General features: G+C 68.8%; 19 protein-coding genes, 1 tRNA gene and 1 pseudogene. 10 read left to right on the top strand and 11 right to left on the bottom strand.

Features of this window, described 5'->3' with window-relative positions; translation table 11 throughout:
* Positions 1 to 92 precede the first annotated feature (92 nt).
* A tRNA-Ser gene (locus GWK61_RS36705) sits at positions 93 to 183 on the top strand.
* A gap of 312 nt (positions 184 to 495) precedes the next feature.
* On the top strand, positions 496 to 1,782 hold the full coding sequence (locus GWK61_RS57300) for a plasmid pRiA4b ORF-3 family protein (protein WP_228563540.1): 1,287 nt from the start codon (positions 496 to 498) through the stop codon (positions 1,780 to 1,782).
* Positions 1,783 to 1,795: 13 nt separating this feature from the next.
* Here GWK61_RS57300 and GWK61_RS36695 read toward each other — a convergent pair whose 3' ends face one another.
* Positions 1,796 to 2,320, bottom strand: coding sequence for a hypothetical protein (locus GWK61_RS36695; protein WP_194916303.1), 525 nt, complete (start codon positions 2,318 to 2,320; stop codon positions 1,796 to 1,798).
* Positions 2,321 to 2,491: 171 nt separating this feature from the next.
* Here GWK61_RS36695 and GWK61_RS36690 point away from each other — a divergent pair, with 171 nt between their 5' ends.
* Positions 2,492 to 3,271, top strand: coding sequence for a helix-turn-helix domain-containing protein (locus GWK61_RS36690; RefSeq protein WP_194916302.1), 780 nt, complete (start codon positions 2,492 to 2,494; stop codon positions 3,269 to 3,271).
* Positions 3,272 to 3,292: 21 nt separating this feature from the next.
* Here the strand turns inward: GWK61_RS36690 and GWK61_RS36685 are convergent, their stop codons facing one another.
* From GWK61_RS36685 to GWK61_RS57295, 4 genes are all read right to left on the bottom strand, one after another.
* Positions 3,293 to 4,522, bottom strand: coding sequence for a DUF7986 domain-containing protein (locus GWK61_RS36685; RefSeq protein WP_194916301.1), 1,230 nt, complete (start codon positions 4,520 to 4,522; stop codon positions 3,293 to 3,295).
* 186 nt (positions 4,523 to 4,708) lie between these two features.
* Positions 4,709 to 5,008 carry a toxin gene (locus GWK61_RS36680; RefSeq protein ID WP_499703307.1) on the bottom strand — a complete coding sequence of 100 codons (300 nt, stop codon included), beginning with the start codon at positions 5,006 to 5,008 and terminating at the stop codon, positions 4,709 to 4,711.
* Entirely contained in the window at positions 5,005 to 5,256 is a 252-nt protein-coding gene (locus tag GWK61_RS36675; protein ID WP_194916299.1) for an antitoxin, read from the bottom strand. The genes GWK61_RS36680 and GWK61_RS36675 overlap by 4 nt, the downstream gene beginning before the upstream one ends.
* Before the next feature lie 497 nt (positions 5,257 to 5,753).
* Complete coding sequence (locus GWK61_RS57295; protein ID WP_228563538.1) at positions 5,754 to 5,882, bottom strand: plasmid pRiA4b ORF-3 family protein; 129 nt, start codon at positions 5,880 to 5,882, stop codon at positions 5,754 to 5,756.
* 142 nt (positions 5,883 to 6,024) lie between these two features.
* On the opposite strand from GWK61_RS57295, the gene GWK61_RS36670 reads away from it, so the two are divergent.
* Complete coding sequence (locus GWK61_RS36670) at positions 6,025 to 6,909, top strand: D-alanyl-D-alanine carboxypeptidase family protein (protein WP_194916298.1); 885 nt, start codon at positions 6,025 to 6,027, stop codon at positions 6,907 to 6,909.
* Positions 6,910 to 6,992: 83 nt separating this feature from the next.
* On the opposite strand, the gene GWK61_RS36665 is transcribed toward GWK61_RS36670, so the two are convergent.
* The 3 genes from GWK61_RS36665 to GWK61_RS36655 form a co-directional block, all read right to left on the bottom strand.
* Positions 6,993 to 7,412, bottom strand: a complete 420-nt coding sequence (locus GWK61_RS36665) for a hypothetical protein (protein ID WP_194916297.1) — start codon at positions 7,410 to 7,412, stop codon at positions 6,993 to 6,995.
* Between the two features lie 161 nt (positions 7,413 to 7,573).
* Positions 7,574 to 8,035 (bottom strand): L,D-transpeptidase, encoded by a 462-nt coding sequence (locus GWK61_RS36660; protein WP_194916296.1) that lies wholly within the window; start codon positions 8,033 to 8,035, stop codon positions 7,574 to 7,576.
* Between the two features lie 150 nt (positions 8,036 to 8,185).
* Positions 8,186 to 9,061 (bottom strand): D-alanyl-D-alanine carboxypeptidase family protein, encoded by an 876-nt coding sequence (locus GWK61_RS36655; protein WP_194916295.1) that lies wholly within the window; start codon positions 9,059 to 9,061, stop codon positions 8,186 to 8,188.
* Positions 9,062 to 9,266: 205 nt separating this feature from the next.
* Between GWK61_RS36655 and GWK61_RS36650 the strand changes: the two genes are divergently transcribed.
* Genes GWK61_RS36650 through GWK61_RS36635 form a run of 4 tightly spaced genes read left to right on the top strand, consistent with a single transcriptional unit; the run spans position 9,267 to position 16,509 of the window.
* Entirely contained in the window at positions 9,267 to 9,803 is a 537-nt protein-coding gene (locus GWK61_RS36650) for a L,D-transpeptidase (protein WP_194916294.1), read from the top strand.
* Between the two features lie 60 nt (positions 9,804 to 9,863).
* Positions 9,864 to 12,944 carry an efflux RND transporter permease subunit gene (locus GWK61_RS36645; RefSeq protein ID WP_194916293.1) on the top strand — a complete coding sequence of 1,027 codons (3,081 nt, stop codon included), beginning with the start codon at positions 9,864 to 9,866 and terminating at the stop codon, positions 12,942 to 12,944.
* The gene (locus tag GWK61_RS36640) at positions 12,941 to 13,378 is read left to right on the top strand and encodes an efflux RND transporter periplasmic adaptor subunit (protein WP_194916292.1); all 438 of its coding nucleotides are present in this window, start codon (positions 12,941 to 12,943) and stop codon (positions 13,376 to 13,378) included. The genes GWK61_RS36645 and GWK61_RS36640 overlap by 4 nt, the downstream gene beginning before the upstream one ends.
* Positions 13,379 to 13,383: 5 nt before the next feature.
* A complete protein-coding gene (locus tag GWK61_RS36635) occupies positions 13,384 to 16,509 on the top strand; it encodes an efflux RND transporter permease subunit (RefSeq protein WP_228563536.1) in 3,126 nt (1,041 codons plus the stop codon).
* A 219-nt stretch (positions 16,510 to 16,728) separates the two neighbouring features.
* On the opposite strand, the gene GWK61_RS36630 is transcribed toward GWK61_RS36635, so the two are convergent.
* Genes GWK61_RS36630 through cysD form a run of 3 tightly spaced genes read right to left on the bottom strand, consistent with a single transcriptional unit; the run spans position 16,729 to position 19,909 of the window.
* Positions 16,729 to 17,658, bottom strand: coding sequence for a class I SAM-dependent methyltransferase (locus tag GWK61_RS36630; RefSeq protein WP_194916291.1), 930 nt, complete (start codon positions 17,656 to 17,658; stop codon positions 16,729 to 16,731).
* Positions 17,655 to 18,992 (bottom strand): sulfate adenylyltransferase subunit 1, encoded by a 1,338-nt coding sequence (locus GWK61_RS36625; protein ID WP_194916290.1) that lies wholly within the window; start codon positions 18,990 to 18,992, stop codon positions 17,655 to 17,657. The genes GWK61_RS36630 and GWK61_RS36625 overlap by 4 nt, the downstream gene beginning before the upstream one ends.
* A complete protein-coding gene (gene cysD, locus GWK61_RS36620) occupies positions 18,992 to 19,909 on the bottom strand; it encodes a sulfate adenylyltransferase subunit CysD (protein ID WP_194916289.1) in 918 nt (305 codons plus the stop codon). The genes GWK61_RS36625 and cysD overlap by 1 nt, the downstream gene beginning before the upstream one ends.
* Positions 19,910 to 20,453: 544 nt before the next feature.
* On the opposite strand from cysD, the gene GWK61_RS36615 reads away from it, so the two are divergent.
* Together GWK61_RS36615 and GWK61_RS36610 are read left to right on the top strand one after the other, a co-directional pair.
* Positions 20,454 to 21,659, top strand: a complete 1,206-nt coding sequence (locus tag GWK61_RS36615; RefSeq protein ID WP_194916288.1) for an NAD-dependent epimerase/dehydratase family protein — start codon at positions 20,454 to 20,456, stop codon at positions 21,657 to 21,659.
* A gap of 175 nt (positions 21,660 to 21,834) precedes the next feature.
* A pseudogene (locus tag GWK61_RS36610) lies at positions 21,835 to 22,568 on the top strand (hypothetical protein); the annotation flags it as partial.

Below are 22,568 nucleotides of genomic sequence, written 5' to 3'. Positions count from 1 at the left end.
CCCCCTCGGCAAAGGCTTTTGTCTCCACCGGGGCGACCGGGTACGCTATCGGCGACCGTACAAGCGCCGGTGCTCCGGCGGTTGTGGGTTTTGGAGGCGTCGCCTAGTCCGGTCTATGGCGCCGCACTGCTAATGCGGTTTGGGGCTTAAACCCCATCGAGAGTTCAAATCTCTCCGCCTCCGCGCTCGGTCGGGTGTTCGAAATGAGCATCCGACCTTTTCGCTTTCGCGCGGTAAATTCCCAGTTCAAGGCTTCGGGGCTGCCTTTCCGGTGCGACGCGCCCGCCCTGCGGAGATGGTCCCGAACAATGTTCGGAACGGCGTTCGCGACAAGGGTGTGACAACGGAACGCGTGGCTTCGCCTGGGAACGGTCGTCCGTGCAGGTCATCATGCTGCTGAGTTCAAAGCCTGAGCATTCGCAGGCCCTGGCGCGCGGCCCGGTGGTCGTCGGGTCGCGCCTTGTGAGGACGTGCAACGATAACGGTGTGAGTGGAATGCCGGATATCGCGGGGTCGGATGAGATCGGTTTGACGCTGCCGGAGCAGGTCCAGGCTCTTGTGGAGTGGATCGGCGCGGGGCGCAGGCTGACCCAGACCGGGCGGCTCACCTTGGCTGATGCCCGTGCGCTCGTGTCGTTGCTGGGCACTGTCGACCGGATCGATCCGGTGATCGGTGGGCGGGTGTTCCGTACCAAGTCCAGCCAGGAGTTGCCGAGGCTGAATCTGCTGGTCGAGTGGGTCAAGGCCGCCGGGCTCGTCCGTGCCGTGGGCGGCAAGCTGGTGCCGGTGAAGAAGAACGCGAAGCTGCTGTCCGAGCCGGAGCGGCTGCGGGCGGTGCTGTTCGAGGCGTTCGCCAAGATTCCTTCGGATGCGGTGGTGCCGTCCGGGTGGATCACGTCGCTGGTGCTGCCGGGTTTCCGGGAGACGTGCGTGGAGCTGAGGTTTCAGCTCGGCTCCGGCGACTGGGTGCCGCTGGAGGTGTTGCAGAGCGCTGTGTGGGCGGATCTCGCTCCGCGGTTCGTCCTGGACCATCTGGACGCAGAGCGGATGGCACGGCTGCGCGAGATCACCGCTCGTGACACCGCCCACGTGGTGGCGCTGTGGCGTGCTCTGGGAACGGTCGAGACCGACGATGGACGCGTCCGTTTGTCGGGGGCGGTGCTGCACGCTGGCCTCGCCGGACGCGGCGGTGTCGAATCCGGCGAGGAACTGTTCCAACTACGCGTGATGCTCGACGATACTGATCCGCAGGTGTGGCGGCGGGTACTGGCGCCGGCGTCGATCCGGCTGGACCGGCTGCACGGGGTGCTGCAGGCCGCGTTGGGCTGGACTGACTCGCACCTGCACGTGTTCACCGTCGGCGAAGCGCGCTATGGCTGGCGTGATCCGGACTTCGCCGAGGACATCGCCGCCGAGGACACCGTTCGGCTGGCCGACATCGCCGGGCCCGGAGCGATCGTCGGCTACGAATACGACTTCGGCGACGGTTGGGAGCACGAGATCCTCGTCGAGGCCGTGGTGCTTGCCGAGGCTGGCATCGTGTACCCGCGTTGCGTTGACGGGGCGGCGGCGTGCCCGCCCGAGGACTGCGGCGGCACCTGGGGCTATCGCGACCTGTGCGAGACCCTGGCGGACCCGGGCGCTGCAGATCACCAGGAGATGCTGGACTGGCTCGGGATCGACCACGCCGATCAGTTCGATCCGGCGGCCTTCGACGTGGATGCCGCAAACCGCCGGATCGCTGCGGACTGGATCAGGCGCGGCACGCGTGGGCGCGGCTGATGCTCACACCTGGTCATGACCAGGTGCGATCGGCGGGATTCCACGTGTGGCTGGTCATGGTGCCGTGCAACAGCGGGTCGGCGAACGCGGTCACCTTGGCGGCGACGCCGGCGACCAGCTCCGGATGGTCGGCGGCGGCCGAGCCCTGACGCCTGAGCCACGCCGTATATGGGCGCTGACGTGTGACGGCCAAGTCACCGACGACCGCGCTCTTGCCCCACAACGTTCCCAGGGCGGGGTAGTCAGGGGCTGCCATGACGGCACGGCCGCGGGGCGTGGGTTGCAGACGGGTGCCGGTTAGCGTTGCCAAGCCGCCGGCCTGGAGCAGCAGCGGCCAGGCGAATGCCGCGATATGTTCGTCCACGGCGGAGGCGTAGAAGTCGCCGCCTTCTAGCGATGCGGCGAGGACGGCGATGCTGGACGCGCTCGGACGCTTCGTCTTCTCACCGCATTTGATCCGGCCTTGGTCTGCCAGGCTCAGGGCGGTGACCAGGTTTCGACAACGCGGCGTGCGCGCTTGCGTGGACTGTGGTTCCACGGTCGAGATCGAGGTCGTGGCCGATGTGTTTCACGGCCTTGAACTCTACTGGCTCGTGTGACGTGGATATTCGGCGCTGTCATGCGGTGCGGGTGCGGACGTTCCCTTCCTTCGAGTGGCTGCCGAAGTGCGGACAGACGAGCAACAAGCGACCGTACTAACCTGGCAGACATGGACGACGTGCGCATTGGCGAGAAGGCCAGGTCCCTGCGTCAAGACGGCATGGCACCGAAGGCGATCGCCCGTACGCTCGGCCTGAGCGTCGCCGATGTGGTCGCGGCGCTGAACGATGCGGTGCCGACCGGCGGTGGCGACGAGCCGCAGTGCTGGGTTAGCGCCGGCTGGAGCTTCGGCCTCGGCTTGGATGGCGCGCCGGACTGGGCCGGCTACGACCGCCCGAGCGCCGATGTCGAGCGGGGCGGACTGGTCGCTGTCTTGGCCGCCCGGCACCGCGAGCATGCCAGCAAGGCACTGGTCGTCGGGTTTCTGCTCGATGTGTGGTGCCTGGGAGTCAAGGACGCGCATCCTGGTGACGCGATGTCCCACACCGAGTTGGCAGAGTTCCGGCAGCTGTACTTCAACACCTTCGAGTCGTATCTCCAAGTCCCTGCCGCGCTGGCGCGTGACTTGGTTTTCGGATCCGTTGTGTACGCCCGCGGCCTGGGCTTCGAACCGCATGAGGATTTCGAGACTGCTGCAGATGTGCTCGGCCGTCCGCAGGATGAGTCGCCGATCCGCTTCGGCCGCGACGGGCAGCCGTTCTACATGGACGGACCCTACGACGATCCAGGATCCGTCCTACGGACTTTGAAACGGACCGTCGGCGACGGCGACTTCGGTTACGTCGTCGAAGCTTCGGACATTCCTCGTAGCCGCCTACCCCATGCCGGGACCGGCCCCGGCCGCTCCAAGTGGCGAGGCATCACGCCGAGTGCCGACCCCGGCAGCTGAGGAGCGCGTCCCGTACTCAGTTCACGTCCGGGCCCTGAGAAGTTGTGCGAGGCGTGTGCCTGTCACGGTCATGCTGGGCGTTGGTTCACGGTCGAAGAACTCCGGCTTCTTGCGCGTCAGCAGTGCCTCACCGTTACGGGACCAGGAGAAGTCGGGCTTGCCCAGCAGTGCGGCGAAGACCTGGTCGGCGGTGTCCGGGTACTGCGCGGCCAGGCGTCGGATCAGATGCGGCGGGACGGTCTCGTCGTTGAGGAAGTCCTTGAGCCGGGCCAGCACCGTCCGCGAGAGCTGGTCGGCGGGGACGGTGAACGGCTTGGCCACGGCCGCGAACTCGGCGAAGTAGCTCAGGCCTTCGGCCTCGTCGTAGACGACGGCGAGGCTTTCCGCCTCCAAGACCTCGTCGGGGAGCGATACGAGGTCCTCCGGGCCGGGTCCGGCGACGCTGTCGGCCCTGGCTGCCGGGTGCGCCTCCTCGATCAGTCGCTGCCTTTCCTGTCGGAAGGCCAGTAGCAGTTCGCGCATCTCCGTCGGGGTTCCGACCACGAAGTCGGCGCCGGCGACTTCGAGGAACGTCGCGCGTTCCTCGGCCTGCATCTCCCATGCCTTGGCGACCAGCGCGGTGTTGCGTCGCATCGCACGTGGGTTCGCCATGCCGGTCTGCATCGCGGACTGCGCCATGATCGGGCCGGCGTCGGGGCCGAACAGGGACTGTGGGCCGGAGAACAGCCACATGTCGTATTCGTCGTGCACTGGGACGATGCGGGTGACGACGAACGAGCCCGGGGCTATCGGTGCCACTGCGTCCGGTCCGTTGGTGGCCCACGTCGGGTACAGCAGATCGTCCAGCAGGTTGTGCAGCAGGATCCCGCCGCCCTCCACGTGCTCCCAGACCTCGAACAGGCTCTCCACGACGTCCCGCCAGCCCAACAGAATCGCCTTCTGCTCGTCGTCGAACGGCGGGCGGTGCTGCTCGGCGAAACGCTGGACGATCGTGGTCCCGTCGTGAAGCTTGGTCTCCAACGCCAACTGGTCGATCGCGGCCATCGCGGAGCGTTCGTCCAGGCCGCGGTGCCGGTCGGTGACCCGGCGCAGCGCGGTGTTCACCTGCTTGGAGAACCGCGGCTGCCAGACGTACCCGACCAACTCCTCCTTCAGATCCCCGCACACTGTGACCAGCCGCTCGACGACGTCGGCCGGCGGCATTCGCAAAGCCTCGGCATCAGGTCCGGTCCACTGCTTGTCCGCGCTCATCACCAGTCTTCGCTCTCTTCCCTCAGTAGTTCCTCGATGCCCATCGTTCGCATGCCCTACAACCGGAGCAGCGCCGCAGCCGGTGCGCGAGTCGGCGATATCGGGGCGGTTCACTTGGTTGTCCGCGCTGCGCGCCGCCGTGGCGGTATCCGGCGACAGCCTGCACGGCGGCCAACGTGCCGGACGTCAAGGCGCGATCAGCGCGGTGACCAGCCTGGTCGTTTCGGCGACCTTGGGTGCTTCAGCGGTTCCCAGGTACTTGCCCAATGCGGAGGTCGGAAGCCAGTGGACGAGTTCGGGCAGCACGATGCCTTCAGGTGTGGGGATCTGCACAACAAACGCAGAATCGTCACGGAGATCCCCAGCGATGAACGGACAGGTCAGCACTCGTCCCGTCTCCGCCTGGATGTGAGCCCAGTTGGAGACGACCATGACGAGGCGTCCGGTGGCATCCGCCCGCTCGACGATGTCCCCCGGTCGAGTCACTGGCCGTCACCGCTTGGCGACTCTGCGACCAGAGCGAGGTTGGCTTTGTAGAGGTCGTCGGCGTAGGCATCGATACCGAGAGCGGGAACAGTCCGCGTCTTGTAGTCGACGAGGACGCGGCGCAGGTGGTCGGCCCGCAAGGTTCGCTCGATGTATTCCGACCGGTTGAGTCCGAGCGCTGCGGCGTCCGCATCGGCGTTGGCGAGCACGTCAGACTCTATCGTCGCCGAGATCTTCTCTTTGGCCATACAGACATCCTACTGAAGGTAGGACATGGAGCGGGATGGGGGTCTGCCAAACGGGTGTGTCCCCGCGTGGGTCGAAAACCTTGTCCTGCTCGCCCGGGCGGCGCCAGCCCTGGTCTAGAGGCATTCACGCTGCCGCCCGGCACCCCGGATCGGGGCCGATGGCCGCTCTCACAGGGTCGGAAGGTGACCTGTGATGCCGTGACAAGGACCTGACAATGGGTGACCCCGATAGTTCCGAGAGGGGTCGCCGCCGCGGGTCAGAGACCTGCGGCGGGCGATCTTTGGCAAATCTCTCCGCCTCCGCCTCGGCCGGATGTTCGATGAGAACATCCGGCTCTCTTTCTCTCTCACGGCAAATTACCAGGTCAAAGACTTGTGGCCGTCTTCCGGCTACGGCGCGGTGGCGCTACGAGTCAGCTCGGCTCCGGCGACCGGGTGCCGTTGGAGGTGTTGCAGAGCGTTGTGTGGGCGGATCTTGTTCCGTGGTTCGTCCTGGATCATCTGGACGCAGAGCGGCTGGCACGGCTGTGCGAGATCACCGCTCGCGACAGCGCCCGGGTGTCCAGCCGGATCGATGCCGGCACCAGTACCCGCTGCCACACCTGCGGATCGGTGTCGTCGAGCATGCCGTGATCGGGTCGGCGTCGGGGCCGAGTCGAACGCCGGACGGGTGCTTGATTGCCCCACCGCATCACCCGTTAGCCCCAGCCTTGGACTAGCTGGGGCATGCTTCTGACAACAACTGATCACATGAGAAACATCTTTCCTGTGGATCGGCTCAGATCCCCGCGTAGAGCGGCCCGGTGGAGCGTCGCACCGCTGCTCCTCGCGGCCGTCGCCGGCGTTGCGGCCCCGGCCGCCGCCTCCGTACGGATCCCGTGGCCGGGTTCCGGTCAGTCCGCGGTCGCCGTCGACGGTCGGGGTCTGCTCGGTACGTCCGGCGCGGTGGGGCGACCGCACGCGACCGCGAGTGTGGCGAAGGTCATGGACGCCTATCAGGTTCTGCTCGACCACCCGATCGGCGTGCACGACAGCGGGCCGACGATCACCGTCCTGCCTTACGAGGCCGCCGCGTACTACGCGGAGCGTCACAGTGGCCAGACCCTCGTCGCGGTTTCCGCGGGCGAGCGGATCAGCGAACGTAAGGCCCTGGAGGCGATGCTGCTGCCGTCGGGGAACAACATGGCCCGCGTCCTGGCACGCTGGGATGCCGGCAGCATCGACCGGTTCGTGGCGCGGGAGAACAAGACCGCCAGTCGCTTGGGGATGAGCCGTACGCACTTCGCGGACCCGGCCGGCACCGATTCCCGCACTGTCTCCACCGCCCCGGACCTGATCCGGCTGGACCAGGCGGCCATGGCCGTTCCGACCTTCGCGCAGGTCGTCAGCGAGACGTCGGCGCGGGTACCGGTCGCAGGAGTCGTGCGGAACCACAACCGCCTGCTCGGCCGCAACGGCGTATTCGGTGTCAAGACCGGCTGGACGGGTGCCGCGGGCGGCTGCCTGATGTTCGCCGCGCGGGTCAAGGGCGACAGGTCGCACACCAACCACACGGTCTACGGCGTCGTCCTCGGGCAGCCCGGCCCACCGCCTGCCGGGCGCTCGTTCGACGCGGCGCTCGGACTGATCGAGGGAGCACGTCACTTCGTGTAGAAAGCGCAGGACGACGTAGCGCCGCGGCGGTCGATATCGACCGCCGCGGCGCTACAGCGTTCGGCTCGATGACGCTGTGGACGTCAGTGAGCGCAGTGGTGGTGGTGATGGTGATGCATCGCGCGGTGGTGCTCCTTGTGCTCCTTGTGCTCCTTCGGGACCCAGAAGGCGCCCTCGATGCCGCGACCCCACTTGCAGTGGCCTTCGACCTCGTACCGACCGGGGTCGGTGTCCCGCGGGACCTTGAACCAGCCGGTCTTGCCCTCGGGGGTCCACTTGGCGAGCTTGACCCAGTGGCGCTTGCCGTCGACGGTGACGTGCACCAGGGCCGGACCGCAGTGGCAGGCCTCGGTGGTGAGACGCACGACGTGCCCGGGCTTCACCACGTGGGGCGAGGCTTCGATCCTTCCGGACCTGCCCTCGTTCGCGTAGGCGGACGTGGCGGACACTCCGAAGGCTGCCGCTCCCATGACGGTGATGGCGGCGATGCGCGATACGCGCATGTGGGGTCCCTCCTGACGATGTGGTCGCAGAGCCGGTCTCTGCACCCATCCCGCCCCATTCCGCGACTACCGGCGATATTCACACTTTTTTCATACTTAGCGCCCGGTTGGATCAGTGGATTCGTCAGTTGAGACCTGAGGGGATGACGGGCGCCGGAATTTCATGTACCGGGCTTGTGCCCCCAGATGTAGACCGTGTCCCCGATCTCCAACGTCCTCCACAGCCGCCGTGCGTCTGTGACGCTCATGTTCACACATCCCTTCGACTTCCCCTTGCGGAGATCGTCGCGGGATCCGTGCAGAGCGTAGTGACGGTGGAAGAACTGGCTGTAGGGCAGCAGCGGCGCGTTCGGCCACTCGTGCCGCGCGTAGACGCGGAAGGTGCCGTTGGGGGTCCACATCCCGCGATAACCGGTTCGGACCAGGACCGGATCGAAGATGATCCTCGACCCCTTCTGGACCCACATCCGCTGGTGGTCCTGATCGACGCAGACGATGCGGCCTGCCGGGTGCGGACACGGGTTCGCCCGGTCCGGTTTGGCGTCGGCGGCGGCCACGGCCGGTGTGAGCGCGATCAGCGCGGTGCCCGCCGCGACGATCGTTCGGCGAAAGAGGGATTTCATGGTTCGTCGATGCTCGACAGCACGGCCGAGCGCGCGTGCCGCGGATCGGAGTCACTCGGTCGCCGTAGAACGATCACCTGACTGCACTAATTCCGGCCCGGCAAACGAGGACATGCCTCGCCGATTGCCGGGCCGGGTAGGGCCTGTGGGCTACAGCCCAGCGCGAGCCGCGTTCACCATCCGCGTCGCCGATGCGAAGATCGCTCCCGAGCTGGGTCCGCCGGGCTGGCCGAGCAGGACCCCGTACACCATCCGTGCGCCGCCGTGCCTGTCGGGCTCCCGCGCGGCGAACATCAGGCACGAGCCGGCCGCGGTGGTCCAGCCGGTCTTCGTTCCGACGAAGCCGTCGGTGCCGAGCAGCGGGTTCGAGTTGCGTACCGTACCGGCCACCGGCACCGTGGCCGACTTCTCGCCGACGACGCCGGCCAGCACCGGGTCCGCCATCGCCATCTGATCGAGTCGCAGCTGGTCGGTGGCCGTCGAGACGGTCGCCGTGTTCACGCCCGCCGGGTCGGCGTAGTGCGTGTTGCGCATCCCCAGCAGCGCGGCAGTGGCGTTCATCCGGGACACGAAGCCGCTGATGCCGCCGGCGTCCCAGCGGGCCAGGATCCGGGCCATGTCGTTGGCGGAGGGCAGCAGCATGGCCTCCAGGGCGGTGTGCTCGCTGATGCGCTCGCCGGCGGCCACCGGGATCACTGATTCGCCGCCGAGGCGCGCCGCGCGGTAGGCGGTGACCTCTGATGCCAGGACCGTGATCGTCGGGCCCTGGTCGCCGGGCTTCAACGGGTGGTCGGCCAGCACCTGGTAGGCCGTCATGACCTTGGTGACGCTCGCGATGGGCTGCGGAGTGGACACCGGGCCGCCGGTCATACTGTGGCCGGCGAACCACAGTGCCGCCTGGCCGGTCGACGGAAGCGGGGAGATCGGGAGGGCCTCGGCGGGCACGGCGGTGGTTGCGGGGACGGCGGCCAGCAGGACGGCGGTGCCCCAGCGTGCGACGCGGCGCCGGAGAATCGGGGTGCGCATGCTCGGAAGCTATCCCGGTCGAGGGCTGTTCAAGGCCGCGACACGGCAGCGGATGCCAAGGTTTTGATGCCTTCCGCGCCCGCGTCCGGCCGATGCCGCGGCGATCGAAACCTCTAAGCCGACAAACAGGTGATACGCGGCGGCAAAAGGGTGGCTCTCGGGACCTCGCCGGTAGATCAGACTACGTACTGTCCATCTATCAGACATGGTTACAGTCCCAGATTCCGCGTCTCCGGCCCGGGACCGGCAGCGCCCGACCGTGGGCCGCCGTGTCGCGATCTTCCTGGCCGCCTGCTCGGCGCTGGTCGCCGTCGCCGCGCCGACCGTCACACAGGCCGCCACGCAGGCCGCCACGGCGCGGGCCGTCACGCCGCACTGCCCACAGCTGACTCGCAAGGTCGTCTGCGTCGACCAGGACCATCAGCAGCTGTGGGTGCAGCAGGGCGGCAAGGTCATCTTTCCGGCGGTGCGGATCCGGACCGGCATGCCCGGGCGCCGGACCCCGGACGGCCTGTTCCACATCTGGCTGCGGAACCGCCACCAGTACTCGTACCTGTTCCACGAGCCGATGCCGTTCAGCAGCTTCTTCCACGGCGATTACGCGCTCCACGGCACCTACGGGGACGTGCGCAAGGGCGGCTCCAACGGATGCGTCAACCTGACGGTCGCCGACTCCGCCAGGTTGTTCCCGATGCTGGGTATCGGCGACGCCGTCTACGTCTGGGGACACAAGCCTCGCTGACCGCCGTCGGGAGTGAGGAGTTCAGGCAAGTCAATGACAAGCAACTGAGATGAGGCCGTGATGCGCTGGATCATCGCCTCAAGCCTGCGGCTCGCGGCGGTCCTGACGGCCGCCGCGGCCGTGCTGCTCGTGGCCGCCGTGGCCGGGCTCCGCCACGCGCCGGTCGACGTGCTGCCGGAGTTCAACCCGCCGCGGGTCCAGGTTCAGACCGAGGCGCTGGGCCTGTCCGTCAGCGAGGTCGAGCAGCTGGTCACCGTGCCTTTGGAAGACGAGTTCAACGGCCTGGCGTTCCTGGACCGCATTCAGTCGGCCTCGCTGCCCGGGCTCAGCGTCATCGACCTCTCCTTCAAGCCGGGGACCGACGTCTACCGGGCGCGCCAACTGCTCACCGAGCGCGTGTCCCAGGGGCCCGCGTTGGTCGCGGTCGGCACCCCTCCGGTGATGATCCAGCCGCTGTCGGTCCAGGCGCGGGCCACGGCGGTGGCGCTGTCCTCGGCCACGATGCCGGCCACCGACCTCTCGACGCTGGCCCGCTGGCGGATCCGGCCGCGGCTGCTCGCCGTCCCCGGCGTCGCCAACGTCGTGCTCTGGGGCCAGCGTGACCTGCAGCTGCAGGTGCTGGTCGATCCGGCGCGGATGAACAACCGCGGCGTGACGCTGAACCAGGTGATCAACACCGCCGGCGACGCCATGTGGACCTCGCCGCTGACCTTCGTCGAGGCCGCCTCGCCGGGCGCCGACGGCTTCATCGACAACCCGAACCAGCGCTTGACGATTCAGCACCTGCTGCCCATCAACACCCCCGCGGACCTGGCCGCGGTCCCGATCGAGGACACCACCGGCCGGCCGGTGACGCTGCGGGACGTGGCGACCGTGGTCGCCGACCACCCGCCGCTGCGCGGGGACGCGGTACTGCGGAGCGGCCCGGGCTTCCTGCTCGTCGTGGAGAAGCTGCCCGGCGCGGATCCGCTCAAGGTCGCGGCTGGGATCAAGGCGGCGATGGCCGAGCTCGCGCCCGGGCTGCGGGGCATCACCGTGGACACCGGCGTCTTCGAACCTGCTACCTACGTTCACAGCGCCCTGGTCCATCTCGGCTGGACGGCGCTGGCCGGACTGCTGTTGCTGGCGTCGTGGTTCGGCGTGTGCTGGCGGTCGTGGCGGGTGCTGGTGATCGCGCTGGCCGGGACGGTGCTGCCGGTCGTGGCCGCGGCATACGTGCTCTACCTGCTGGGGGCCACGTTCACAGTCCTGACGCTCGCTGGTCTGGCGGTGGCGCTCGGTGTGGTGGTGGACGACGCGGTCCGCACGGCCGAGGCCGTGCGTGTCGCCGGCGGTGAGGACTCCGCTGCCGTCGTCGGCTCTGTTGTCGAGGTACGCCGTCCGCTGACCTTCGCGCTCGCCGTGATCGTGCTGGCGACGATCCCGATCCTCACCCTCCAAGACCGCGCGGGGGCCTTGGCCAGACCGATGATGACCGCCTATCTGCTGGCCGTCGCAGCTGCGGCGCTTGTGGCGATCACCTTCGTCCCGGCGCTGGCGCATCTGTTACTCCGGCACGCCGTCTCTCGTCACCCGGCATTCCGGCTGCGGCGTGCCTACGACGCGGTCCTGTCGGCGTTCACGACCAACACCGCCGTGCTGTTCGGCACGGCCGCAGTCCTGCTCGTGGGCTGCGTCCTCATCGTCCCGCAGTTCGGAAGCCGCTCGCTGATCCCGACGATGCAGGAGCGCAGCCTCCTGGTGCGCTGGCAGGCACCGGCCGGGACCTCGCTGACCGCGATGGAGCAGACCACGGCCACGGCCGGCCGGTCGTTGCGCGGGCTGCCGGGCGTGACCGACGTGGCCAGCGACGTCGGACAAGCGCTGCTCGGCGACCGCGCGGTCGACGTGAATTCCGCACAGACCTGGATCACCCTGTCTTCGAAGGCTGACTACGGCGCGGCCAAGGCGGCAGTCGGCCGGGTCCTGAACGACTACCCCGGTGTGCGGCACACACTTCTCACCTTCACCGAAGCCTCGCTGGCGGACAACCGCACGCGCAACGGCCCGCCGGTGCGGATTCGGCTGTACGGCACCGACCCGACGGCTCTCGCCGCCACGGCCGGGCAACTACGGCAGGCGGTGTCCGGGGTGCGAGGGGCGGCGGGCGTGGCGGTCCAAACGCCGATCATGGAACCGTCCATCGAGATCGCGACCAACGTCGACGCCGCCGCGGCGCACGGCCTCAAACCCGGAGACATCCGGCGGGCCACGGCCGTCCTGATCGCCGGAATCCCCGTCGGCAGCTACTACGAGCAGCAGCAGATCTTCGACGTCGCGGTGTGGAGCGAGCCGGGGATGCACGGTGATCTGACGGCGATCGCGAACCTGCCGCTGGACACGCCCGGCGGCGGCCAGGTGCCGCTGCGGGACGTCGCGACGGTGTCGACGCGGCCGGCGCCCGCCGAGATCGACCACGACCAGGCCTCCCGCTACATCGACGTCACGGCGGACGTGCCCGGTGGCGATGTGCGCGGAACCGTGGACCGGGTCCGTTCCGCGGTCGGGGACCTCGCGTTGCCGGTCGGATACCACGTCGAGGTGTCCAGCGACGTCGTGGTGAATCAGAACACTGATCGCTATACGCTGCTCTACGCGGGCAGCGCCGCGGTCGGCGTGTTCCTGTTGTTCCAGGCGGCTCTTCGCAGCTGGCGGCGGGCCGCGCTGCTGTTCTGCGCGGTGCCGCCGGCACTTGCCGGCGGCGTGGTGACGGCGCCTTTCGCGGGCGGGCCGCTGACCGTGGGGGCGTTGGCCGGCTTCCTCGCGGTGTTCGGGGTCGCGGTCCGCGCGGGGCTGGTGGTGATGCGGGGCATCGAGCGTTCGCAGGTCACATCGAGTTCTGAGACGCCCGGCTCTGCGGCCTCGGGTGCCGACACGGTCGAGATGGCCGTGCGCCGATCCGTGTTCCCGACCGTGGTGACCGCTGTTGGTTCGGTGCTGTTGTTTCTGCCGTTCGCGGTCGTCGGCGATATCGCCGGCATGGAGGTGGTGCGACCGCTGGCGCTCGTCGTGATCGGCGGCATGGTGACCACGACCCTGGTGATGCTGGTCCTGTTGCCTGCGCTGTCTCTGCGGTGGTTCCACAAGGCGGCGCGCACATGACCGGCGGCCGCTCCCGGGCGGTGCGTCTGGGTGCCATCCTGGCGACCCTCGTGACGTCGGCCGGCTGCTCGCGCCAGGCCGCCGACAGCCCGCCGGCGCCCCCGGCGGTCCTCGACCCGGTTCCCGGGGCCGTGTTGCCGACCGTGAAGTTGAGCGAGCCGGCGTTCGAAGCCGTGCGGGTCCGGACTGATCAGGTGCGGACCGCGCCGGGTGGCCTGGTGATTCCGACGACGGCCGTGATCTACAGCCCGGATGGTGCGGCCTGGACTTACGTGGCGGTCGGGCCCCGGTCCTACCTGCGGCACGCGATCGTCATCGCCCGTGTCACCGGGATCGAGGCGCTCCTGAGCTCCGGACCGGCGGCCGGCACCGCGGTGGTCACGATCGGTGCGCCGGAGTTGCTCGGGGTCGAGTACGGCGTGGGAGAGGAATAAGGACCATGACTCGTCCCACGGTGATGCGCGCGATCGTCTCCTGGAGCCTCACGTACCGGTTCCTGGTCGTCGCGGCGGCGGTCGCCCTGATGGCCGTCGGTGCGGCGACCATCCGGTCCAGCGCCGTCGACGTCTTCCCGGAGTTCGCGCCGCCGCAGGTCGAGGTCCAGACCGAGAGCCTGGGACTGTCCACGTCGGACGTCGAGTCGTTGGTGACGGTGCCGCTGGAGTTGGCGATGAACGGCATGCCCGGACTGGATCAGTTGCGCTCGACGTCGGTGCCGACGCTGTCCTCGATCGTCATGGTCTTCAAGCCCGGAACCGACTTGCTGCACGCCCGGCAGCTGGTTCAGGAGCGGCTCGGCACGGTGCGCCCGACGCTGCCGAAGTGGGCCTCGCCGCCGGTGATGCTGCCGCCGGTGTCGGCGACCGCGCGGGTGGTGCAGGTCGGCATGGTGGGGCCCGGGTATTCGACCGAGGAACTGTCCCGGCTGGCGCTGTGGCGGGTGAAGACCCGGCTGCTGGCCGTCGACGGCGTGGCGGACGTGTCGATCTGGAACGAGCGGCAGCCGACTTTCCAGGTGCAGGTGGATCCGGCCAAGCTCGCCGCCGCGCACGCGACCCTGGACGAGGTCGAGCGCACCACCTCTGACGCACTCGACTCCGGAGCGCTGAGCTTCTCCAACGGAAACGTCGTCGGAGCCGGCGGATTCCTGGACACGGCGAGTCAGCGGCTGCAGATCGCGCACCGGCTTTCCGTGTCCAGTCCTGCCGAACTCGCCAAGGCTCCGTTGGAAGACCATGCCGCCAAGGGCTCACTGGTGCCGTTGAGCGCGGTCGGACCGGTCGTCCCGGACAACCTGCCGATCATCGGCGACGCTGTCATCAACGGCCGGCCCGGACTGCTGCTCGTGGTGGAGAAGCTGCCGTGGGGCGACACGCTGAAGATCACCTTGGGCGTCCAGAGCGCGCTGAAGCAGTTGCAGCCGGGGCTGCCCGGCGTCACGTTCGACAGCACCATCTTCCGGCCGGCGACGTTCATCGACGAGTCGATCGCGGGCCTTCGCACCTCGCTGCTGATCGGCTTCGCGCTCGTCACGGTGATCCTGGTGCTGTTCCTGTTCGAGTGGCGGGTGGCGTTGATCAGCCTGCTGACGATCCCGATGTCGCTGGTCACCGCGCTGGTGGTGCTGCACTACACCGGTGCCACGATCAACACGATGATCCTGGCCGGGCTGATCATCGCCCTCGGCGCGGTCGTGGACGACGCGATCATCGACGTCGAGAACATCCTGCGGCGGCTGCGCGAGGCGCGGGCGGCCGGCAGCGACACCCCGACCGCCCGGATCATCCTCGGGGCGTCGCTGGAGGTCCGCTCGCCGATCGTCTACGCGACGCTGATCATCGTCGCGGCCGCCGTCCCGGTGTTCCTGCTGCACGGCCTGACCGCCGCGTTCTTCAAACCGCTGGCGCTGGCCTACACGCTGGCGATCGTGGCCTCGCTGTGCGTCGCGCTGACCGTCACTCCCGCTCTGACTCTGATCATGCTGCGCCGTGCCCCGCTGCGGCGCGGCCCCTCGCCGCTGGTGCGCTGGCTCCAGCGCGGCTACTCGGTTCTGTTGGCCCGGATCGTGCGGCGCCCGGCTGCGGCCTACACGGTGTTCGCCGTCGCCGTCGTGGCCGGCGCGCTGATCGTGCCGCAGCTCGGCCAGTCGCTCTTCCCCACCTTCAAACAACGCGATCTGCTCATCCACTTCGATGCCATGCCCGGCACGTCGGATACGGAGATGGTCCGCGCCACAACGATGCTTTCCCAGAGGCTGCAAGCGATCCCCGGTGTGCGGAGCTTTGGTGCGCACATCGGCCGGGCCCGGGGCGGCGAGGAGGTCGTGGGTATCGATGCCGCCGAGGCGTGGATCAGCACCGACCCCGACGCGGACTACGACAAGGTGGTCGGGCAGGTGCGGGACGTCGTGAACACATACCCCGGGATGTACCGCGACGTGGAGACGTATCTCAACGAACGTATCGAAGAGGTCTTGTCCGGTTCCCGGCAGGCGGTGACGGTCCGCGTGTACGGACAGGATCTCAACCAGATGCGCGCCACCGCGACCGGCGTCTTGCACCAGGTGACACAGGTGCGCGGCGTTGAGGATCCGCACATGGACATCTCGGTGGACACGCCACAGATCCAGATCGAGGTGGATCTGGCCAAGGCGGCCGCGGTCGGCCTGAAACCGGGCGACGTGCGGCGACAGGCAGCCGCGATGGTGGCGGGCCAGGAGATGGGCAACATCTTCATGGGGAGTGAGATCTACGGCGTCTATGTCTGGAGCGTCCCGACTGCGCGCGACAGTACGAGCGCGATCGCCGCGATGCAACTCGACACCCCGGCCGGCAAGCACGTCCGGCTCGGCGACATCGCAACCATCGGCGTGCGCAGCGACCCGTACCGCGTGACGCGCGACGGGAACTCGCGCTACCTGGACGTGAGCACCGACGTGAAGGGCCGGGACCTGGGAGCCGTGGCCGACGACATCCGCCACCGCCTGGGCGCGGTGGCGCTGCCGGCCGGCATGCACTACGCGATGCTCGGCGAGTACAAGGAACGGCAGAGCGCCCAACGGACGCTGCTCACCACGGCGATCGCCGCCGCGATCGCCATCCTGCTGCTGCTCCAACTGTCCTTCGGATCGTGGCGACTGGCCGGACTGCTGTTCGTGACCCTGCCGATGGCGCTCGTCGGCGGCGTCATCGCGATCGGCATCGGTGGCGGGGTCATCACCATCGGCGCCCTGGTCGGCTTCTTCACGGTGTTCGGCATCGCGGCCCGCAACGGCATCCTGCTGATCAACCACTGCCAGCACCTGGAGCGGGGCGAGGGCATGGAGTTCGGACCGGCACTCGTGGTGCGCGGCTCCCGGGAGCGTCTGTCACCGATCCTGATGACGTCGCTGGCCACCGGCCTGGCGTTGGTGCCGCTGGTGCTGCGGGGCAACCTGCCCGGGCACGAGATCGAGTACCCGCTGGCGGTGGTGATCCTCGGAGGACTGGTCACGTCGACGTTGTTGACGTTGCTTGTGGTGCCTTCGCTGTATCTGCGGTTCGGGCGGGGTCGCGAGCGGTCGTGACGGTGCTCGGGCCGCGGTCGAAACGGGAGAGCGTGACAAGGGTCTGACAATCGGAAATCCCGGGATCCTCTGGTGGGCTATCCCGTCGCGGGTCAGGATCCTGCGACGGGTGATCATCTCAGAATTCTCTTCGCCTCCGCGCTCCGTCGGGTGTTCACATGAACATCCGAACGTTTCGTTTTTCCCGGCGGACGCCCAGGTCGGTGGTCGCGCGCTCCGTCACTGCGTCCCGTGAGGTTCACCCGGTCGGGGTTTGCGGGCCCAGGAGGAGACGAGGGCGAAGGAGAGGTCCAGGAATGATGGGTCGTCGAGCAAGTCTATGGCGTGCCGGAGGTCGTTCGGGGCTAGGAGGCCTTCGTGGAGGATTGCGGGTTCGGCCTGCTCAAGGCTGATGCGCCAGTAGTCGTCGGCGGGGCCTCCTTCGCCTACGACCATTGTGGTCACGCGGAGGCCGGGTTCGGAGAGTCCGGCTTGGTCCAGTACTGATGGCAGGTGGCGGGACCAGCGGAGGTCAGTGCCCTGGCGGGTGGCCATGATGTGGGCGTAGGCGTTGAGGCAGCGGCGGAAGTCGGGGTGGGGCGAGGAGTCGACCGGGTAGAGGGTCGGTTCCTCCACTACCAGCCAGCCGCCGGGGGCCAGCCAGCGGGCTGCTCGTTCTACGGCGCGGTCGCGGTCGGGGAGGTGGGCCAGGACGGCGCGGGTGTGGACGAGGTCGAAGGACTCCGGGGGGAAGTCCTCTCCGTTCACCACGTCGTGGACGACGATCTCCAGGTTCGGTACCCGGTCTCCGCGCAGGAAGCGGAGGTCCACTTCGGTGGCGACGACGTTTCCGCGCTGACATCGGTGCGCGAGCCAGCGCGCCACGGATCCGGTGCCGGCTCCCAGCTCCAGGCAGCGCCAGCCGGGGCGGATGCCGAGGCCGGTGAGGATGTCCCGGCTGCCCGGGTCCCACAACGTCTCCAGCGCGTGGAGCCGGGTCCAGTCGACGCGGTCCCGGCCGGACGGGTCGCACGGATCGGCGGGGCCGACGGCGGCCTGCCGGTACGACTCGCGCGTTATCGGTGAGGCGGTTCGGATCCCGGTGCTTCGAGTCCCGGTGCTTCGGGCCCCGGCCCCGGTGGTCCGATGCGCGGTTCCGCTGCGGTTCACGAAGGTCTCCTTCCGCGCTCCAGCACCGCCAGCGGCGCGCCGATCAGACCTGCAGCCAGCGTGCCTCCGTCCGACGGGTCGATCAGCAGGAAGGAGCCGGTGCGCCGGCTGGTGGTGTAGTCGTCGACCGGCAGCGGCTCGGAGGTTCGCAGCGTGAGGCGGCCGATGTGGTTGAGCCGCAGGGAATCCGGGTCGTGGACCATCGACAGGTTCTGCTCGTCGAAGCGCGCCTCGATGGAGACGACCATGGCCGACACCGTCCGGGTGCCGTGCTTCAGCAGCACCGATGCTCCCGCGCACGACGGCGTCTCCGACAGCCAGCACACCGTGGCGTCCAGTTCGTCGGTGACCGTCGGCGGCGCGCCCGCCGCAACGATCACGTCGCCCCGGCACACGTCCAGATCGTCGGCGAGCAGGAGGGTCACCGAGCGGCCGACGCCGGCCTCGGCCAACGGACCGTCCATGGTGTCGATGCCGATCAGGGTGCTGCGAATGCCGGCCGGCAGCACCACGACCTCGTCGCCGACGGTCGCGGTGCCGGCGGCGATCTGGCCGGCGTAGCCGCGGTACTCCGGGTGCGCGGGAGTCTGTGGCCTGATCACGTACTGCACCGGGAACCGCAGCGGCGCGTCCTGCACTTCCGGCTCCACCGACACGGTCTCCAGGTGCCGCAGCAGCGTCGGCCCGGTGTACCAGGGCGTCCGCGGGGAGGGCTCGACCACGTTGTCGCCGACCAGGGCGGACACCGGGACGGCCAGCACGTCGGACTCCGCGTAGCCCAGCGCGGTCGCGTGCGCCAGGAACTCCTTGGCGATCGGGGCGAACACGGATTCGTCGTGGTCGACCAGGTCGATCTTGTTGACCGCCAGCACCAGCTTCGGCACTCCCATCAGGGCCAGCACCGCGGTGTGCCGGCGGGTTTGCGCCACCACTCCCTTGCGCGCGTCCACCAGGACCATCGCGACCTGCGCGGTGGACGCGCCGGTCACGGTGTTCCGCGTGTACTGCACGTGCCCCGGCGTGTCGGCCAGGATGAACGAGCGGTGCGCCGTGGCGAAGTAGCGGTACGCCACGTCGATCGTGATGCCCTGCTCGCGCTCCGAGCGCAGACCGTCCACCAGCAGCGCCAGGTCCGGGGTGGCCAGGCCGCGGTCCACACTGGCCCGGTGGACCGCGTCCAGCTGGTCGGCCAGCACCGACTTGGTGTCGTACAGCAGCCGCCCGACCAGGGTCGACTTGCCGTCGTCGACGCTGCCCGCGGTGGCCAGCCGCAACAGGTCCTGGCGCTCGTAGTTGTGGAGTTCGTCGTCGTGGTGCGTGTGATCGGCAGCCATCAGAAGTACCCCAGCCTTTTCCGGTCTTCCATCGCGGCCTCCGACACCAGGTCGTCCGCCCTGCTCGCACCACGCTCGGTGAGCCGGCTGGCCGCCACCTCGGCGATCACCTCGGCCACCGTCGACGCCGAGGACTCCACGGCGCCGGTGCACGAGCCGTCGCCGACGGTCCGGTAGCGCACGGTCAGCTCGCGCACGTCCTCGTCTTCGCGGGCTCCGCCCCACGGACCGGCGGTCAGCCACATCCCGGATCGGCGGAAGACGGTCCGCCGGTGCGAGTAGTAGATCGACGGCAGCTCGATGTCCTCCCGCTCGACGTAGCGCCAGACGTCGCGCTCGGTCCAGTTGGACAGCGGGAACACCCGGACGTGCTCGCCGACCCGGTGCCGGCCGTTGTAGATGTTCCACAGCTCCGGACGCTGCCGACGCGGCTCCCACTGCCCGAAGCCGTTGCGCAGACTGAAGATCCGCTCCTTGGCCCGGGCCCGTTCCTCGTCCCGCCGGCCGCCGCCGAAGGCCGCGTCACATCGCAGGGATCTGATGGCGTCCAGCAGCGGAAGCGTTTGCAGCGGGTTGCGCAGGCCGTCGGCCCGTTCGGCCAGCCGGCCGTCGTCGATCCAGTCCTGGACGCGTACGACCTCCAGGCGCAGGTCGTAGCACGCCACGACCCGGTCCCGGAAGGCGATGACCTCCTCGAAGTTGTGGCCGGTGTCGACGTGCAGCAGCGGGAACGGGACCGGCGCCGGCCAGAAGGCCTTGACCGCGAGGTGCACCAGCACCGTCGAGTCCTTGCCGCCGGAGAACAGGATCACCGGCCGTTCGAACTCGCCGGCCGCCTCCCGGAAGATGTGGACGGCCTCGGATTCCAAGGCGTCCAGGGTGGTCGCGGCCATGGTGCCGCGCGATGTCGATGGCATAGATCGCAGACTCCTGCAGCGGTACGCCCGGTGTCCGGCGGCGAGATGGGGGCGTGATGGAAGGTGGCGGATGACGCGGTCAGTGCCGGTGCTGACGGCGTGAATCGGCCGGCGGCGCCCGAGAACGGTGGGAGGCTCAGGGCGCCGGGCCGTTATTTGTTAAGCAAGTTTCCTAACAAGCCCACCACCAGTAGTACTCGTCCGTGACGGAGCCGTCAAGCATCGCTGCGTACGGTGACTGTCATCGGTGCGCATACCAGGCCTTTGCGACCTTCGGTGCCGAGTAACCGAGGCGGCGGGGCGAAAGGGCGTAACGCCGAGGTGGCGGAGGGGCGGCCGGAAGATCGACTTTCGCAGCTCCTTGACACGCCCTCGGAGGCTGCCCTACGGTGCCCCCGAGTCCAAGTAAAGAAGGTTTCCTAACAGTCCACTCGCCATCGTTCCGGCAGGCCACACCCCGGCCGCCGGACGGACGTCCGGCCCGCCCGCGCCCCGAGCGCCGCGCCCGGACTCCGGTTCCAACGATCTCAAGGAGTGGATTCGAATGCGCATCCTCGTTCTCGGCGGCGACGGCTTCTGCGGCTGGCCGACCGCCCTGCACCTGTCCGACCGCGGCCACGACGTCACCATCGTCGACAACCTCAGCCGGCGGGCGATCGACCTCGAACTCGAAGTCGAGTCGCTGACCCCGATCCGTCCGATGGGCGAACGGCTCCGGGCCTGGAAGTCGGTCTCCGGCCGCGACATCGGTTTCATCCGCCTGGACCTGGCGACCGAGTACGAACGGCTCACGGCGGTGCTCTCCGAGCTCCGGCCCGAGGCCGTCGTGCACTTCGCCGAGCAGCGGGCGGCTCCGTACTCGATGCGGTCCCCGCAGGCCAAGTGCTACACGGTCGACAACAACGTGCGGGCGACGCACAACCTGCTGTCCGCGCTCGTCACCACCGGCATCGACGCCGCGGTGGTGCACCTCGGAACGATGGGCGTCTACGGGTACGGCTGGTCGGGTTCGGCCCCGATCCCCGAGGGCTACCTGACCGTGAAGGTGCCGACGCCCGACGGCGACATCCCGCGCGAGATCCTGCACCCGGCCAACCCCGGCTCGGTCTACCACCTCACCAAGACCCTCGACCAGCTGATGTTCGGCTTCTATGCGAAGAACGACCAGCTGCGCATCACCGACCTGCATCAGGGCATCGTGTGGGGGACCCAGACCCCGCAGACGGTCCTGGACCACCGTTTGATCAACCGCTTCGACTACGACGGCGACTACGGAACGGTCCTCAACCGGTTCCTCATGCAGGCCGCGATCGGCCACCCGCTGACCGTGCACGGCAGCGGCGGCCAGACCCGGGCGTTCATCCACATCAGGGACACGGTGCGGTGTGTCGAGCTGGCCGTCCAGAATCCGCCGGAGGGGCCCCGGCCGCAGGTGTTCAACCAGGTCACCGAGACCTACCGGGTCGCCGATCTGGCGAAGCTGGTGAGCGAGATGACCGGGGTCGAGGTCGCGAACCTGCCCAACCCGCGGCAGGAGGCCGACCGGAACGAGCTGATCGTGTGCAACGACCAGTTCCTGGCCCTCGGCCTGAAGCCGACGACGCTGTCCGAGGGGCTGCTGGAGGAGTGCACCGACATCGCGGTGCGCCACCGGCACCGCGTCGACCCGAGCAAGATCATCGCCCGCTCGGTCTGGCGGCCCGGGATGGCGACCTCCGACGACCTGATGCCCGAGGCCACCGACCGCTGAGGCGCCCGCACCGCTGAGCCGTCGGCGGCTGAGTCGCCGGACGCGATCGGACCAACGATCGCGTCCGGCGCTCGGCCCAGCGGTCGAACCCAACGATCGGACCGGCTGTCAGACCGGCGATCGGATCAGCGATGGGCCCAGCGATCGAACCAGGGAGCGGAGAAAGGAGAGGACCATGGTGACCAAAGACCGGGTCCGCGGCATGAACGCGGCCCTGACCAGCGGCGAGGCCGGCGTCGGCGAGATGCGGCCGGCCCGGGCGCCGATGCGGCCGCGGCAGCTGCTCGTGGCGGTCGTCGTCGTGGCGGTCGGCGCCGCCTCGGTGGTGCTGACCTACCGGGCGATGGCCGACCCGGCACCGACCATCACCGGCCAGGTGACGCCGGCGCACGCGTACTACCTCAACTTCGGCAACGACGGCACGCTCAGTGCCCTGAACGTCCGGCCCGGCCAACAGGTCAAGGCCGGGCAGCTGCTGGCCACCGAGGACACCTCGGTGGGGGAGTCGGACCTGCAGGCCGCCCAGGCTCTGGTGCAGGCCGGCACCACCGAACTGGCCGCTGCCCAGAACCCCCAGACCAGCACCGCCCAGCAGAACCAGGCCAAGCTCGCGTCAGCCAAAGCCTCCGCGGCGGTCAGCAGCGCTCAAAGCGCGCTGAATCTGGCCCAGAGCAAGGGAAAGAACGACACCGACCTGCAGACCGCCGTGGTCGCAGGCCGCCAGCACGTCCTTGACGGCGACAACGCGCGGCTCGCGACGACGTGTCCTGCGGCGGCGACCACGACGAGCACGGCAAGCACGACAAGCACGACCAGCACGACGGCCAACGAAGTCGCAGGCCCCGCAGACGTGGTCCTCGCGCCGTCGGTTTCGCAGAACCCTTCGCCGACGGGGCCCACCACCCCATC

Origin of the sequence: Catenulispora rubra (assembly GCF_015356825.1) — a bacterium.
In the GTDB taxonomy this organism is placed as follows: domain Bacteria; phylum Actinomycetota; class Actinomycetes; order Streptomycetales; family Catenulisporaceae; genus Catenulispora; species Catenulispora rubra.
Note: the sequence above shows the minus strand (reverse complement) of the source record. Positions and strands in the feature narration are given on the sequence as shown.

Bases quoted from the DNA above. Each gene is read 5' to 3' on its own strand.
- GWK61_RS57300 (WP_228563540.1), top strand. From the start codon at position 496: ATGCCGGATATCGCGGGGTCGGATGAGATCGGTTTGACGCTGCCGGAG.
- GWK61_RS36690 (WP_194916302.1), top strand. From the start codon at position 2,492: ATGGACGACGTGCGCATTGGCGAGAAGGCCAGGTCCCTGCGTCAAGAC.
- GWK61_RS36685 (WP_194916301.1), bottom strand. From the start codon at position 4,522: ATGAGCGCGGACAAGCAGTGGACCGGACCTGATGCCGAGGCTTTGCGA.
- GWK61_RS36675 (WP_194916299.1), bottom strand. From the start codon at position 5,256: ATGGCCAAAGAGAAGATCTCGGCGACGATAGAGTCTGACGTGCTCGCC.
- GWK61_RS57295 (WP_228563538.1), bottom strand. From the start codon at position 5,882: ATGCTCGACGACACCGATCCGCAGGTGTGGCAGCGGGTACTGGTGCCG.
- GWK61_RS36665 (WP_194916297.1), bottom strand. From the start codon at position 7,412: ATGCGCGTATCGCGCATCGCCGCCATCACCGTCATGGGAGCGGCAGCC.
- GWK61_RS36660 (WP_194916296.1), bottom strand. From the start codon at position 8,035: ATGAAATCCCTCTTTCGCCGAACGATCGTCGCGGCGGGCACCGCGCTG.
- GWK61_RS36655 (WP_194916295.1), bottom strand. From the start codon at position 9,061: ATGCGCACCCCGATTCTCCGGCGCCGCGTCGCACGCTGGGGCACCGCC.
- GWK61_RS36650 (WP_194916294.1), top strand. From the start codon at position 9,267: ATGGTTACAGTCCCAGATTCCGCGTCTCCGGCCCGGGACCGGCAGCGC.
- GWK61_RS36645 (WP_194916293.1), top strand. From the start codon at position 9,864: ATGCGCTGGATCATCGCCTCAAGCCTGCGGCTCGCGGCGGTCCTGACG.
- GWK61_RS36640 (WP_194916292.1), top strand. From the start codon at position 12,941: ATGACCGGCGGCCGCTCCCGGGCGGTGCGTCTGGGTGCCATCCTGGCG.
- GWK61_RS36635 (WP_228563536.1), top strand. From the start codon at position 13,384: ATGACTCGTCCCACGGTGATGCGCGCGATCGTCTCCTGGAGCCTCACG.
- GWK61_RS36625 (WP_194916290.1), bottom strand. From the start codon at position 18,992: ATGGCTGCCGATCACACGCACCACGACGACGAACTCCACAACTACGAG.
- cysD (WP_194916289.1), bottom strand. From the start codon at position 19,909: ATGCCATCGACATCGCGCGGCACCATGGCCGCGACCACCCTGGACGCC.
- GWK61_RS36615 (WP_194916288.1), top strand. From the start codon at position 20,454: ATGCGCATCCTCGTTCTCGGCGGCGACGGCTTCTGCGGCTGGCCGACC.